The organism is Streptomyces sp. Q2 (genome assembly GCF_056820935.1).
Genome location: NZ_JBXEJE010000001.1, coordinates 216,008 through 229,708 on the forward strand (window position 1 = coordinate 216,008; position 13,701 = coordinate 229,708).

General features: G+C 71.5%; 13 protein-coding genes. 10 read left to right on the forward strand and 3 right to left on the reverse strand.

The window, feature by feature from the left end; all coding sequences use genetic code 11:
• The first annotated feature begins 14 nt into the window (after positions 1-14).
• A complete protein-coding gene (locus ACWBNA_RS01010; RefSeq protein WP_482701278.1) occupies positions 15-1,877 on the forward strand; it encodes a serine/threonine-protein kinase in 1,863 nt (620 codons plus the stop codon).
• Between the two features lie 307 nt (positions 1,878-2,184).
• On the opposite strand, the gene ACWBNA_RS01015 is transcribed toward ACWBNA_RS01010, so the two are convergent.
• Complete coding sequence (locus ACWBNA_RS01015; RefSeq protein WP_482701279.1) at positions 2,185-2,931, reverse strand: SLATT domain-containing protein; 747 nt, start codon at positions 2,929-2,931, stop codon at positions 2,185-2,187.
• Between the two features lie 243 nt (positions 2,932-3,174).
• Here ACWBNA_RS01015 and ACWBNA_RS01020 point away from each other — a divergent pair, with 243 nt between their 5' ends.
• The 7 genes from ACWBNA_RS01020 to ACWBNA_RS01050 all read left to right on the forward strand — a co-directional run bounded on the left by ACWBNA_RS01020 (position 3,175) and on the right by ACWBNA_RS01050 (position 8,658).
• Positions 3,175-3,519, forward strand: coding sequence for a YbaB/EbfC family nucleoid-associated protein (locus ACWBNA_RS01020; RefSeq protein WP_217237067.1), 345 nt, complete (start codon positions 3,175-3,177; stop codon positions 3,517-3,519).
• 103 nt (positions 3,520-3,622) lie between these two features.
• Positions 3,623-4,222, forward strand: coding sequence for a recombination mediator RecR (gene recR / locus ACWBNA_RS01025; protein ID WP_007383602.1), 600 nt, complete (start codon positions 3,623-3,625; stop codon positions 4,220-4,222).
• A complete protein-coding gene (locus tag ACWBNA_RS01030) occupies positions 4,215-4,880 on the forward strand; it encodes a DUF5063 domain-containing protein (protein WP_482701281.1) in 666 nt (221 codons plus the stop codon). The genes recR and ACWBNA_RS01030 overlap by 8 nt, the downstream gene beginning before the upstream one ends.
• A gap of 72 nt (positions 4,881-4,952) precedes the next feature.
• Positions 4,953-5,375, forward strand: coding sequence for a hypothetical protein (locus tag ACWBNA_RS01035; protein WP_482701283.1), 423 nt, complete (start codon positions 4,953-4,955; stop codon positions 5,373-5,375).
• Complete coding sequence (locus ACWBNA_RS01040) at positions 5,372-7,693, forward strand: tetratricopeptide repeat protein (RefSeq protein WP_482701285.1); 2,322 nt, start codon at positions 5,372-5,374, stop codon at positions 7,691-7,693. Before ACWBNA_RS01035 ends, ACWBNA_RS01040 begins: the two co-directional genes overlap by 4 nt.
• A gap of 117 nt (positions 7,694-7,810) precedes the next feature.
• Positions 7,811-7,996 (forward strand): hypothetical protein, encoded by a 186-nt coding sequence (locus ACWBNA_RS01045; protein ID WP_482701287.1) that lies wholly within the window; start codon positions 7,811-7,813, stop codon positions 7,994-7,996.
• A 161-nt stretch (positions 7,997-8,157) separates the two neighbouring features.
• Positions 8,158-8,658: an SgcJ/EcaC family oxidoreductase gene (locus ACWBNA_RS01050; RefSeq protein WP_482701289.1), complete on the forward strand. Its 501-nt coding sequence runs from the start codon at positions 8,158-8,160 to the stop codon at positions 8,656-8,658.
• Between the two features lie 173 nt (positions 8,659-8,831).
• Here the strand turns inward: ACWBNA_RS01050 and ACWBNA_RS01055 are convergent, their stop codons facing one another.
• Both ACWBNA_RS01055 and ACWBNA_RS01060 read right to left on the reverse strand, forming a co-directional pair.
• The gene (locus ACWBNA_RS01055; RefSeq protein WP_482701291.1) at positions 8,832-10,220 is read right to left on the reverse strand and encodes a sensor histidine kinase; all 1,389 of its coding nucleotides are present in this window, start codon (positions 10,218-10,220) and stop codon (positions 8,832-8,834) included.
• On the reverse strand, positions 10,217-10,906 hold the full coding sequence (locus ACWBNA_RS01060; RefSeq protein WP_482701293.1) for a response regulator transcription factor: 690 nt from the start codon (positions 10,904-10,906) through the stop codon (positions 10,217-10,219). Before ACWBNA_RS01060 ends, ACWBNA_RS01055 begins: the two co-directional genes overlap by 4 nt.
• Before the next feature lie 212 nt (positions 10,907-11,118).
• On the opposite strand from ACWBNA_RS01060, the gene ACWBNA_RS01065 reads away from it, so the two are divergent.
• Positions 11,119-12,399 carry an aspartate kinase gene (locus ACWBNA_RS01065; RefSeq protein WP_482701295.1) on the forward strand — a complete coding sequence of 427 codons (1,281 nt, stop codon included), beginning with the start codon at positions 11,119-11,121 and terminating at the stop codon, positions 12,397-12,399.
• Positions 12,399-13,463, forward strand: a complete 1,065-nt coding sequence (locus tag ACWBNA_RS01070; RefSeq protein ID WP_482701297.1) for an aspartate-semialdehyde dehydrogenase — start codon at positions 12,399-12,401, stop codon at positions 13,461-13,463. The genes ACWBNA_RS01065 and ACWBNA_RS01070 overlap by 1 nt, the downstream gene beginning before the upstream one ends.
• Positions 13,464-13,701 lie beyond the last annotated feature (238 nt).

The window sequence follows — 13,701 nt, forward strand, 5'->3', positions numbered from 1 at the left end:
AAGGCGGCGCAACGATGGAGAAACTGGGACCTGGGGATCCACAACGGATCGGCGTCTACCGGCTGTTGGCGCGGCTCGGTGCCGGCGGGATGGGGCAGGTGTATCTGGCCCGGTCGGACCGGGGGCGCACGGTCGCCGTCAAGCTCGTACGGCAGGAGCTGGCCGCGCAGGACGAGTTCCGGGCGCGGTTCCGGCAGGAGGTGCAGGCCGCGCGGCAGGTCGGCGGCTACTGGACGGCGCCCGTGCTGGACGCGGACACCGAGGCCGTCGTGCCGTGGGTCGCCACCGGCTATGTCGCCGGACCCAGCCTCCAGCAGGTCGTCGGCCACGACCACGGGGCACTGCCCGAACGCTCCGTCCGCATCCTCGCCGCCGGACTGGCGAGCGCGTTGAAGGACATCCACGCCGGCGGAATCATCCACCGCGACCTCAAGCCGTCCAACGTGCTGGTCACGATCGACGGTCCCCGGGTCATCGACTTCGGCATCGCGCGCGCCCTGGAGACGGTGACGGACGGCGGGCTGACCAGGACCGGCGCACTCGTCGGCTCGCCGGGCTTCATGGCACCCGAGCAGGTCCGGGGCGACCGGATCACCCCGGCGTGCGACGTCTTCTGCCTCGGCTCGGTGCTGGCGTACGCCGCGACCGGCAGGCTCCCCTTCGGCGCCGCCAACAGCGGGGTCCACGCCCTGATGTTCCGCATCGCCCAGGAGGAGCCCGACCTGGAGGGCGTCCCCGAGGGCATCGCCGACCTGGTGCGCAGCTGCCTGAAGAAGGACCCGGGGGCGCGACCCACACTGGACCGCATCCTGGAGCGCACCGGCGCGCACGACACGGTGTCCGGTGGGCGGTCACGGGACCCGTGGTTGCCGGGGGCACTGGTGGCCCAACTCGGGCGGCACGCAGTGGAGTTGCTGGATGCGGAGGACCCGGAGGGGGTGGCGGACGACGGCACGGCAGCCGGCGCGACCCGGGTTCCCGAGGCGTCTCCCGAGCACGCCGCCGTCGCCGACCCCACGCCCCCCGGCCCACCCGTGCCGGGGCAACCGGGAAGTGGCGCGCGGCTGGACCACCTGCCCACCGTCGTCGCGGGCCAGGGCGGCCGGACACCCTCGCCGGGAGCCACGGCAAACCCGGGCGCTCCCGCCCCGGCCCACCCCGCGTACGGCTACCCGCAACCACACCCGCAGCCCTCGGCGTACGGCTATCCGCAACAGCCGGTCACCCCGCCCCCGTACAACCAGTACGGCAGCCTCGGACCAACCCCGCCCTACGGCCCTCCTCCCGCCGCCCAGGGCCCCGGGAACAACCGCCGCTCCACCGCCCTGCTCGTCCTCGTCGCCCTGGTCGTCGCGCTCGGTGCCGGCGGCTCGGTCTACACCCTGATGAGCGGCGACGGCGACAAGGAGGCGGGCGGCGGAGGGAGCCCCACCCCCACCGCGACCGCTCCCACGACCCCCGGCCCGAGCACGCCCGAAGACCCGTCCCCCTCGCAGCCGACGACCTCCGCCACGCCGTCGGACGGCGCGATCCCGGCCGACTACCTCGGCACCTGGACCACGACGATCGAGAACCCCGACGGCCTGCACACCCGCGAACTGACCCTCCAACAGGGCGAGACGGGCGACGCGGTCCTGTCCCTGGTCGCCGACGGCCCCACCGCGAACGGCAGCTACCACTGCGTCTTCAGGGCGGACCTGCTCGAAGCGCCGAGCGGCGATGGCCCGTTGAGCATCGGCCCGTCCGCGGTCACCAGCGGCGAGCCCCGCTCCTCCTGCAACCCGGGAGCACCGACCGAAATCACCCTGCTCCCGGACGGAACCCTGGAGCGCACGAACACGGGTACGGACGAGAAGCTGACATACACCCGACAGTGACCCCTCTCAGCCCGTCCGGCGTTTGAGGACGAGGCCCTTCGGGCCGAAGGCGGGGGTCTGGGGGCGCAGCCCCCAGGGACGGGAAGGGAAGGGGCGGCGGGGGCGAGAAACCCCCGCGCCATCACACCGCCCCCCCCCCCCCCCCCCCCCGGGCCGGGAAGGGAAGGGGCGGCGGGGGCGAGAAACCCCCGCGCCATCACACCGCCCCCCCCCCCCCCCCCCCCCGGGACGGGAAGGGAAGGGGCGGCGGGGGCGAGAAACCCCCGCGCCATCACACCGCACCCCCACCCGCCCCGCACCCCCACCCTCACCGCGGCTCCGGCGGCCGCTGACGAGGCATGTTCGGCCGGGCCCCCGCTCCCGGCGGCAGAAACCGCCCGTGAGAAGCCCCGACGTCCGCCCGTTGCCCCACGGCCACCGCCGACTGGATCCCCAGCGGCGACGCGCCCGTGTGGAACTCGACCATCCAGTCCGCCGTCTCCGTGCGCACCAGCTCCGCCACGTCCTCGGAGAACCTCCGCAGCACCCCCAGACACCGCTCGGCAGCCTCGCTCGCCGTCCCGTCCGCCGGCCCCAGCACCTCCCGCACGCACTCCGAGGCCCAGTCGAACTGGAGCACCTGCAGCCGCCGCTGCACGGCCTGGGCCGTGGCCACATCCCTTATCCAGCCGGAGGTCACCCCGAAGAACCGGTCCCCGGCGACGCACGCGACCGCCAGCAGCAGCGAGAGATACCCCCAGGGCGCGACGCCGGCCACGACCCCCGTCATGTCCAGCAGCGGCAGCGCGGCCCCAGCCACCGCGCCCCCCGCCGCCCCCGCCCGCAACCCCCGCGCCCCCCGCCGCTTCCACTCCCGGTCCGCGAGATACCAGGCCGCCGTCTCCAGCGCCCCGCGCTCCACCCACCGGTACAGCTCGTCCAGCCGTACGGCGGGCTCGCCCCAGTCCCCGAGCGGAAACGCCCGCCCGGTCAGATCGCCCGGCCGCAGCCCGGCCGCCCCCTCGCCCCGCCCGTCCTGAGGTGGACCCTCGGGCTGCATCTCCGGCTGACCCACCCGGCACTCCCTACCTGATCCCGACCGATCACGTTGCGTGACACCTGATGCTGCTGCGTCGGCCCCCTTCCTACCGCCCAATGGGTGGCTAAGGCGTAGCTTTCGTCTCTTTTCCGCCCGGAAGAGTCCCTTGATCAGGTATAGGATTCGCGGCCCACTCACTCGAAAGAGTGCTGGGGCGATGCCTGCGCGGAGCACGTAGGCTCGTGCTGACGGGACTCCGTACTCACCAAGGAGCTGATCGTGATCCCCGGTGGTGGCCAGCCCAACATGCAGCAGCTGCTGCAGCAGGCCCAGAAGATGCAGCAGGACCTGGCGAACGCGCAGGAGGAACTCGCCAGGACCGAGGTCGACGGTCAGGCGGGCGGCGGCCTGGTGCGGGCCACCGTCACCGGCGCCGGCGAGCTCCGCGCGCTGAAGATCGACCCGAAGGCGGTGGATCCGGACGACACCGAGACCCTCGCCGACCTGATCGTGGCGGCCGTACAGGCGGCCAACGAGAACGCGCAGACCCTCCAGCAGCAGAAGCTCGGTCCGCTGGCCCAGGGCCTCGGCGGCGGCAGCGGCATCCCCGGCCTGCCGTTCTAGTCCCTCGGGTCGCACCAAAACCAGTGCCCGGCCCGCCTTACCAACACGGGCACCCGGCAACTACCGTACGTACAGAAGGAACCCAGGAAGGACGGGCAGTCCGTTGTACGAAGGCGTGGTCCAGGACCTCATCGACGAACTGGGGCGGCTGCCCGGCGTCGGTCCCAAGAGCGCGCAGCGGATCGCCTTTCACATCCTGCAGGCGGAGCCGACGGACGTACGGCGTCTCGCGCAGTGTCTGATGGAGGTCAAGGCGAAGGTCCGCTTCTGCGCGACCTGCGGCAACGTCGCACAGGAGGAGCTGTGCAACATCTGCCGCGACCCCCGCCGCGACCTGTCCGTCATCTGCGTGGTCGAGGAACCGAAGGACGTCGTGGCGATCGAGCGCACGCGCGAGTTCCGCGGCAAGTACCACGTGCTCGGTGGAGCGATCAGCCCGATCGAGGGCGTCGGCCCCGACGACCTGCGGATAAGAGAGCTGCTCGCGAGGCTGGCCGACGGAACGGTCACGGAGCTCATCCTCGCCACCGACCCGAATCTCGAAGGCGAGGCGACGGCCACGTACCTCGCCCGCATGATCAAGCCCATGGGCCTCAAGGTCACCCGCCTGGCCAGCGGCCTCCCGGTGGGCGGCGACCTGGAATACGCGGACGAGGTGACCCTCGGCCGCGCCTTCGAGGGGAGACGACTCCTAGATGTCTGACGCCACGCTGCACGAGCGCAGCCAGAATCCCGATGACTTCGCGGTCCAGATCGCGGACCAGATCGAGAGCTTCCTGGTGGCCGTCACCGAGGTGGCGAGGGGCGACGAGCCGGACTCGGCGGTCCCCTTCCTCCTCCTGGAGGTCTCCCAGCTCCTGCTGGCCGGCGGCCGCCTCGGCGCCCACGAGGACATCGTCCCCGACGAGCGCTACGAGCCCGACCTGGGCCCGGAGGGAGACGTCGACGACCTCCGCGAGAACCTCGCGCGGCTCCTCGACCCGATCGACATCTACTCCGAGGTCTTCGACCCCTACGAGCCCCGCAAGGCGCCCGTTCCGGCCCGGATCTCCGACGACCTCGCCGACGTCATGACCGACCTGCGCCACGGCATGGCCCACTACCGCGCCGGCCGCACCTCGGAGGCGATGTGGTGGTGGCAGTTCTCCTACTTCTCCAACTGGGGCTCCACCGCGTCGGCGAGCCTGCGCGCACTCCAGTCGGTGGTCGCCCACGTCCGCCTGAACCAGCCCCTGGAGGAGCTCGACGGCCTGGACACGGACCAGGAAATCGGTGACGAGACCCTGGAGTTCGAGGCGGGCCGTGTGATGGCGGAGGAGATCGGGGGGCCGTTGGGCCTCCACCAGGCCGAGGCCAAATAACTCCGGCCCACCGGCCGCGAGTACCCGCCCGGCCTCCTGCGCCCCGGCCGCCACGGGCGTCATGATGGCCCTATGACGGGGCAGTCGAAGGCGTTGGTGTGGACGGGGATCGGGCTCTGTGTCGCGGGAGCGGCGGGGCTGGTCGTGGGTGGCGTGCTGGACGTGCACGCGGCGGATCCGTGGGCGAGCGTGGCCGGGGGAGCGGCCGGGCTGGTGGGGCTGGCGCTCACCGTCTACGCCCTCTTCTCGGGCGGTGGCGGCACGTCGGCGGTCACCGCCGGCGGTGCGAGGTCCGTCGCCGCGGGCGGGAACATCGGGGTGGCGGTGACCGGTGACGGGTCTGCCGAGCCGACGCCACCCGCGCCCCCTGCCCCTGCCCCTGCTCCTGCTCCTCCCGCTCCCACTCCCCGAGCCGGGGACGTGACCGCCTCCGGCGATCGTTCGATCGCCGCGGGAGGTGACATCGGCTCCGCGTCGACCGGCGACGGGCGATGAGCACGTCGTCGGCGGAGGCCTCCGGGGACCGGTCGGTCGCCGCCTCCGGGGACATCCACCAGGCCCTGACCGGCGACAACTCCCTCGCGATCCACGTCGACCGGAGCACCCACGTCGACCGGAGTACGCACGTCGACCGCCAGGTCGTCCTCCCGCCCGACTCCCCGGGCGTCACGCCCGCCCCGCCTCGCCTGCGCAACATCCCGGCCCGCCTGGGCTTCGTGGGCCGTCGCCACGAACTCGCCCTTCTCGACGAGGCGTTGAGCGCCGCCCGCGGTGTGGTCGTCCAGGCACTGCACGGGCTCGGCGGCATCGGGAAGTCCGCGCTGGCCGCGCACTGGGCGGATCAGCGGGCCGGGCAGTACAACCCGGTGTGGTGGATCGGTGCCGAGACGCGGGCCGACATGGACGCCGGACTCGCCGCCCTGGCCACCGCGTTACAGCCGAACCTCGCCGGGATCCTGTCCCAGGAGGCGCTGTGCGAGCGGGCGGTGCAGTGGCTGGCGTCCCATGACGGGTGGCTCGTGGTGCTGGACAGCGTCGCCGATCCGAAGGACGTCACCTGGCTGCTGGACCGTACGGCCGCCGGGCGTTTCGTCATCACCAGCCGCCGCGCGACCGGTTGGCACGGGGTCGGCGGATCCCTCTCCCTCGACGTGCTCGAACCGGCCGACGCGGTCGCGCTGTTCGGCCGTATCACCGGGTCCGACGACGAGGACACCGGCGCGCTCTGCGCCGAACTCGGCTTTCTGCCCCTCGCGGTGGAGCAGGCCGCCGCCTACTGCGTGGAGACGGGGACGACTCCGGCCGAATACCTCGGTCTGCTGGCGCGGTACCCGGCCGAGCTCTACGCCGACTCCGGCGAGGGGGGCGACAGCAGCCGGACCGTGGCCCGCATCTGGCGGCTGACCCTGGACCGGATCGCCGACGACCCGCTGGCCGGCCGGATCCTGCGGATCCTGGCCTGGTACGGCCCCGACGGCATCCCGTTCCCGCTGCTGGACGGCCTCGGCACCCCGCCCGCCGTGCGGCGGGCCCGCGGCCGGCTGGTCGCGCACAGCGTGATCAGGGCCGACGGCGACGGCCGGTCCGTGGCCGTGCACCGGCTGGTGCAGGCCGTCGCCCGCACCGCCGACCCCGAGGACCCGCACCGCGGACCCGAGGCGGTCGAGGAGGCCAGGGAGCTCGCCGTACGGCAGCTGGTCCGGGCCGTGCCCCTGGCCTGGGCGGACCCCGCGACCTGGCCCGCCTGGCGGGAGCTGTTGCCGCACGTCGACGCGCTGGCCGAGCATGCCCCGCCCGGGACGGACACTGTGGAGACGGCGTGGCTGTTCCACCTGTCGGGTCTCTTCCTGCTCAACCAGGGCGCGGTGGGCCGTGCCGTCGACCGGCTGGAGCGGGCGCTGACGGCCAGGTGGCGACTGCTCGGCGGGGATCACGCGGACACCCTGCGCACACAGCACGAACTCGCCGCCGCGCGGCGGGGGGCGGGTGCGACGGAGCGCGCCGTCGAACTGGCCCTGGAGACGGTGGCGAACTGCCTGAGGGCTCTCGGGGAGGATCACCCCGAGACGCTGAGCGCCTGGACCGTGCTGGCCGACGCGTACCGGGCGACGGGCAACGCACGGCAGGCGATCCCGGCCTACCAGGTGGCGCTGCAGGCCCGCCGACGGGCGCTGGGCGAGGACCACCAGGTGACCCTGGGCGCGTGCAACGACCTCGCCGACGCCTACCGGGCCGTGGGCGGTCTGGAGGACGCGTTCCCCCTGTGCGAGCAGACCCTGGAACGCTGCCGCGAGACGCTGGGCGAGGACCATCCGGAGACACTCCGCGCCTGGCACAACCTGGCCTCCTGCTACCGCGCCGACCAACAGGTGCGACGCTCCGTGGAGTTGGTCGAACGCACGCTGCAGCAGTGCCGTGAGTCCTTCGGCGACAAGCACCCCACCACGCTGTGGACGCAGAACGTCCTGGCCGGCGCGTACCGTGCCGCCGGCGACACGGAGCGCGCCGTCGAGCTGTGCGAGCGCACCCTCGACGTGCGCGAACGCGTCCTCGGCCCCGACCACCCCGACACGCTCGTCTCCCGCAGCAACCTCGCGGCCGCCTACGAGTCGGCGGGGGAGCGGGAGCGGGCGACGAGGCTCTTCGCCCGGGTGCTGGAGGACCGGACGCGGGTTCTCGGGCCGGATCACCCGGACACGGTCCGGTCGCGGGCGATCCTGGCGTCCGCCCAGGGACGTCCCCCTGCGGGCCCTTCCGCGGGCCCTTCCGCGGGCCCTTCCGCGGGCCCCTCAGTGGGTCCCCCCGTGGTGTAGCCCGCTACACCTCAGGTCCGGGAGAACACTCCCTCGTGGCGGCCGCCGGAAAACGGAATCGTGGAGGGCACAAGGTCAACCGGCCCGCAACGGCCCACACACCCCAAGGAAAACGCCATGAAGTCGCTGCTCTCCTCCAAGCCCGCCCTGTGGTTCCTGTTCCTGTTCAACCTCGCCGTCGCCGTCGCCGCGCCGTTCGTCGTGGACGGGACGCAGGGAGTCATGACCGCCGTGGGGATGGGTGTGGTGTCCTTGGGGGCCGGTGTGAGCCTGCTGCGCGGACGCCAGGGAGCCCCCGCCTGAGCTGTGACCGGGCGCTCACGGGGCGTCAATTGGGTCCGTCCTGGCTCTGCCCTGTATCTCGCCTGTACGGGGCCTAACCAGCGAAAAGAGAGTCTGGAGTCACTCCACACCGCACCCCACGCGGAGGGAGGAAGACCCGCCTCGATTCGCAGGAGACAGCGATGACCCGTCGTTCCATATCCAAGCGCGCAGCCATCGTGACCGCCACCGCCCTCGTCGCCGTCGGCACGGTCACCGCCGGTGTCAGCCTGGCCGGCCAGGACTCCCCGAAGAAGGCGAGCAAGAAGCAGATCGCCTCGCTCTTCGACACCTGGAACGCGGCCCTGCGGACCGGTGACTCCGACAAGGTCGCCGACCTGTACGCCAAGGACGCGGTCCTCCTGCCCACCGTCTCCAACAAGGTCCGCTCGGACCGCGCCGAGATCGTCGACTACTTCGACCACTTCCTCGACAACAAGCCGGTCGGCAAGAAGATCGAGACGATCGTCAACATCCTCGACGCCGACTCCGCGATCGACGCCGGCGTGTACGAGTTCACGCTCACCGACCCCGACACCGGCAAGAAGCGGGTGGTCGAGGCCCGCTACACGTACGCCTACGAGAAGATCGGCGGCGAGTGGCTGATCGTCAACCACCACTCCTCGGCGATGCCGGAAGGCTGAGGCCTGAGGCCTGAGGCCTGAGACTGAGCACTGAGCACTGAGGCCCGAGGCCCTGCGGTCCTGCGGCCCTGCGGTCCTGCGGTCCTGCGGCTCCGAGGTCCTGCGGTCCTGCGGTCCTGGGGTCCTGCGGTCTGCGGCCCCGAGGCCCTGCGGTCCTGCGGCCCCGAGGCCGGTCAGCCGGCCGCGCGCAGGCGGATCTCCACGCACAGTCCGCCGCCATGGCGGTCCCCCCGGTCGAGCGAAGCCGAGACGGGGGGAGCGTCCCGGAGCGTCACGGTCCCGCCGTCGTCCGTCACCAGCTGCTTGACGACGGCGAGGCCGAGACCGGAGCCGGACCTGCCGGTGAGTCCCTGGCCGCGCCAGAAGCGGTCGAAGGCGCGGGACTTCTCCGGATCCGACATGCCGGGACCCTCGTCGAGGACCGACAGCACCACTTCGTCGCCCCGCGTCTGCATCCGTACGGTGATCGTGCCGCCGTCGGGTGACACCTCCAGGGCGTTCGAGAGCACGTTGTCCAGCACCTGGTCCAGGTGACCGGGGCTGGTCAGCACCAGCAGCCGGCCGTCGGCACTCCCCCTGAGCGCGACGGTGACTCCGCGCTCGTCGGCGGCCGGCCTCCACACCGCCAGACGCTCGTTGACGATGTCCGGCAGGGACAGCGGCTCCGCCGCAGTCACCTTCGCCTCGGCCCGCGCCAGCACCAGCAGGCCGTTGACCAGCCGGCTCATCCGGACCACCTCGGCGGTCGCCTGCTCCACGTCCTCCCGTACGAACTCGTCGTCCACGCCGTCCGCGATGTTGTCCAACGAGAGCCGCAACGCCGTGAGCGGAGTGCGGAGTTGGTGGGAGGCGTCGGCCACGAAGATGCGCTGCGAGGCGACCAGGGTGTCCAGGCGCTCCGCGCCCTGGTTGAGGGTGCGGGCCAGCGTCTGGGTCTCCGGCGGGCCGGTCACCGGTGAGCGCGCGGTCAGGTCGCCGTCGCTGAACTTGCTCGCCATCCCGTTGAGTTCGCGCAGGGGGCGGGTCAGGCGGCGGGCCACGACCGCGCCGATCAGTGCCGCCACACCGAGCACCGTGACCGCGAGGCCCGCCCGGAAGCCCCAGATCGTCCACAGCCTGCGGGTGAGGCCCGACGTCGAGTAGACGATCCGTACGGCGCCGACGACCTGGCCGTCGGCCTTCGCGGGGACCGTGATCACCAGCTCGCGGCCCCAGATGAAGTCCGATCCCCAGTCGGTGGTCGAGCGGCCCTCCTCCCGGGCCTTCGTCAGTGCCGCGTCCGGCGCGGGGCGGGGTACGGCCGCCGCGCACGCGTCGGTGGCGCTGACCTGGACCTCGTCCTTCGTCTCGGCGGCGTAGGCCCTGGCCATGGTCGTCAGCGCCCGGCAGGACGCCTCGTCGCCGTTGCCCAGAAGCAGTGCCATGGTGGTCGCCTCGCGCTGGACGGACAGCTCGGTGTCGTCCCGCAGCTGCTTGGTGAGCGTGAAGGCCACCGGCACCGTGAACAGGAGGATGGCCACCGCGACGAGCAGGATGTAACTGAGGATGAGCTGACGGTTCATGAGGTGTCGCTGCCGGTGTCTTTCGAGATCTCCAGGCGGAACCCGACCCCTCGCACCGCCTCGATCGTGATCGCGCCCATCAGCTTCCGCCGCAGCGCCGCCACGTGCACGTCCAGGGTCTTGGTCGGGCCGAACCAGTTCGCGTCCCAGACCGCCTCCATGATCGACTCGCGCGACATCAGCGCGCCCGGCTCCTCGGTGAGGAAGGCCAGCAGGTCGTACTCCTTGGGCGCGAGCGCGACCTCCTCGCCGTCCAGGCGGACGCGGGCGGCTTTGCGGTCGACGGTCAGGCGGGTGCCGTAGCGGTCGGGGCCGGCCGCGGCGGCCTCACGCGGCTGCGTGCGCCGCATCACCGCCCTTATCCGCGCGATGACCTCCCGCACCCCGAAGGGCTTGGACACGTAGTCGTCGGCGCCGAGCTCCAGGCCGACCACCCGGTCCGTCTCGTCGCTGCGGGCGCTGATCACGATGATCGGGACGTCGCCGCGTTCCCGGAGGGCCTTGCAGACGTCGAGGCCGTCGGTGTCGGGCAGGCCGAGATCGAGGAGTACGACGTCGTAGGGCTCGGGGTGCGCCAGGGCGGCGGCGCCCGTGGTGACCCAGTCGACCTCGAAGCCGTAGCGGGTCAGGCCGCGGCGCAGGGACTGGGCGACCGGCTCATCGTCTTCCACGAGAAGTACGTGCACAGCCGAACCCTAGTGCTTGAAACTTAATTCACAGCCGGGACCTGTGACGCTTGGCACTTTTCCGGAGGGCCTCTCGTGGGCATGCGCTGACCTGGGCGCCCGAGTCTCACGATGCGATACCTCAGGGGCGAATTTCGGGCGCTCGATAGACTGAGCCGACCGCAGTACATATGCGTATGTGCGGATAGAGACTGACTGAGCGAGGAGCGCACGTGGGCCTTGTCGTGCAGAAGTACGGAGGCTCCTCCGTAGCCGATGCCGAGGGCATCAAGCGCGTCGCCAAGCGAATCGTGGAAGCGAAGAAGAACGGCCACCAGGTGGTCGTGGTCGTTTCCGCGATGGGCGACACGACGGACGAGCTGATCGATCTCGCCGAGCAGGTATCCCCGATGCCGGCCGGGCGTGAGTTCGACATGCTGCTGACCGCCGGAGAGCGGATCTCCATGGCCCTGCTGGCCATGGCGATCAAAAACCTGGGCCACGAGGCCCAGAGCTTCACCGGCAGCCAGGCAGGCGTCATCACCGACTCGGTCCACAACAAAGCGCGGATCATCGACGTCACGCCCGGCCGCATCCGGACGGCTCTGGACGAGGGCAACATCGCCATCGTCGCCGGGTTCCAGGGTGTCAGCCAGGACAAGAAGGACATCACCACGCTGGGACGCGGTGGGTCCGACACCACGGCCGTGGCGCTCGCCGCCGCCCTCGACGCCGAGGTGTGCGAGATCTACACCGACGTCGACGGCGTGTTCACCGCCGACCCGCGGGTGGTGAAGAAGGCGAGGAAGATCGACTGGATCTCCTCCGAGGACATGCTGGAGCTCGCCGCCTCCGGCTCCAAGGTGCTGCTGCACCGCTGCGTCGAGTACGCACGTCGTTACGACATCCCGATCCACGTCCGCTCGTCCTTCTCCGGACTGCCGGGCACCTGGGTCAGCAACGAGAAGCCCGATTCGCAAGGGGACCAGCAGGTGGAGCACGCCATCATCTCCGGAGTCGCCCACGACGTCTCCGAAGCCAAGATCACGGTCGTCGGCGTCCCGGACAAGCCGGGCGAGGCCGCGGTGATCTTCCGCGCCGTCGCGGACGCGGAGATCAACATCGACATGATCGTGCAGAACGTGTCCGCGGCCTCCACCGGTCTGACGGACATCTCCTTCACCCTCCCCAAGACCGAGGGCCGCAAGGCCATCGACGCCCTGGAGAAGGCGAAGAGCGCGATCGGCTTCGAGTCGCTGCGCTACGACGACCAGATCGGCAAGATCTCGCTCGTCGGCGCCGGGATGAAGACCAACCCGGGCGTCACCGCCTCCTTCTTCCAGGCGCTGTCCGACGCGGGCGTGAACATCGAGCTGATCTCGACCTCCGAGATCCGCATCTCGGTCGTCACCCGGCAGGACGACGTCCCCGAGGCCGTCCGCGCCGTGCACTCCGCCTTCGGGCTCGACTCCGACAGCGACGAGGCCGTCGTCTACGGAGGCACGGGACGCTGATGGCCGGGACGGGGTCCGCCCGACCGTCGCTCGCGGTCGTGGGTGCGACCGGAGCCGTGGGCACGGTCATGCTCCAGATCCTGTCCCAGCACGCGGACATCTGGGGCGAGATCCGTCTGATCGCCTCACCGCGCTCGGCCGGCCGAAAGCTGGCCGTGCGCGGTGAGCAGGTCGAGGTGGTGGCCCTGTCGGAGGAGGCCTTCGACGGGATCGACGTCGCCATGTTCGACGTACCCGACGAGGTGTCCGCCCAGTGGGCGCCGATCGCCGCCGCCAAGGGCGCGGTGGTGGTGGACAACTCGGGCGCCTTCCGGATGGACCCGCACGTGCCCCTGGTCGTCCCCGAGGTCAATCCGCACGCGGCCCGTGTCAGGTCGCGGAACATCATCGCCAACCCGAACTGCACCACCCTCTCCATGATCGTGGCCCTGGGCGCGCTGCACGCCGAGTTCGGGCTGCGCGAGCTGGTCGTCTCCTCCTACCAGGCGGTGAGCGGGGCCGGGCGGGCCGGTGTCGAGACGCTGCGCCAGCAGCTGTCCCTGGTCGCCGGTACGGAACTGGGGACCAGCCCCGGTGACGTGCGGCGGGCGGTCGGTGACAACACCGGGCCGTTCCCGGAGCCGGTCGCGCTGAACGTCGTGCCGTGGGCCGGATCGCTGCGCGAGGACGGCTGGTCGTCCGAGGAGATGAAGGTGCGCGACGAGTCGCGCAAGATCCTCGGCCTGCCCAGGCTGCCCGTCGCGGTGACCTGTGTCCGGGTGCCGGTCGTCACCACGCACTCACTGACCGTCCACGCCCGCTTCGAGGACGAGGTCACCGTCCGCAAGGCGCGCGAGATCCTCGCCACAGCGCCCGGAGTCGTCCTCTTCGACAATCCGGAGGCGGGGGAGTTCCCGACGCCGGCCGATGTCGTGGGCACCGATCCGACCTGGGTCGGACGGGTGCGGCGGGCGCTGGACGACCCGACGGCGCTCGAACTGTTCGTGTGCGGAGACAACCTGCGCAAGGGGGCCGCGCTCAACACCGCGCAGATCGCGGAGCTGGTGGCGGCGGAGTACCGGTGAGCCCAGGTCGCGGGCCGGCGTGACGTTTCGTCGGCCTCGTGCGCTTCATGTCGTGTGTGACGTGTGTTGAAGCAAGGGGTTACCGCCGGAAAAGTCCTGGCAGAAACCGCGTACATTTGTAGGATCTGTATGAGAAATGTGAGCCGGCCGTTGGTCCGGACCACTTGAACCGAGCCGCCTCGGCATCCGAAGATTTGGCTCCCCGTCCTCCGCAACCGCGCGGTGGGCGGGGAGCGTC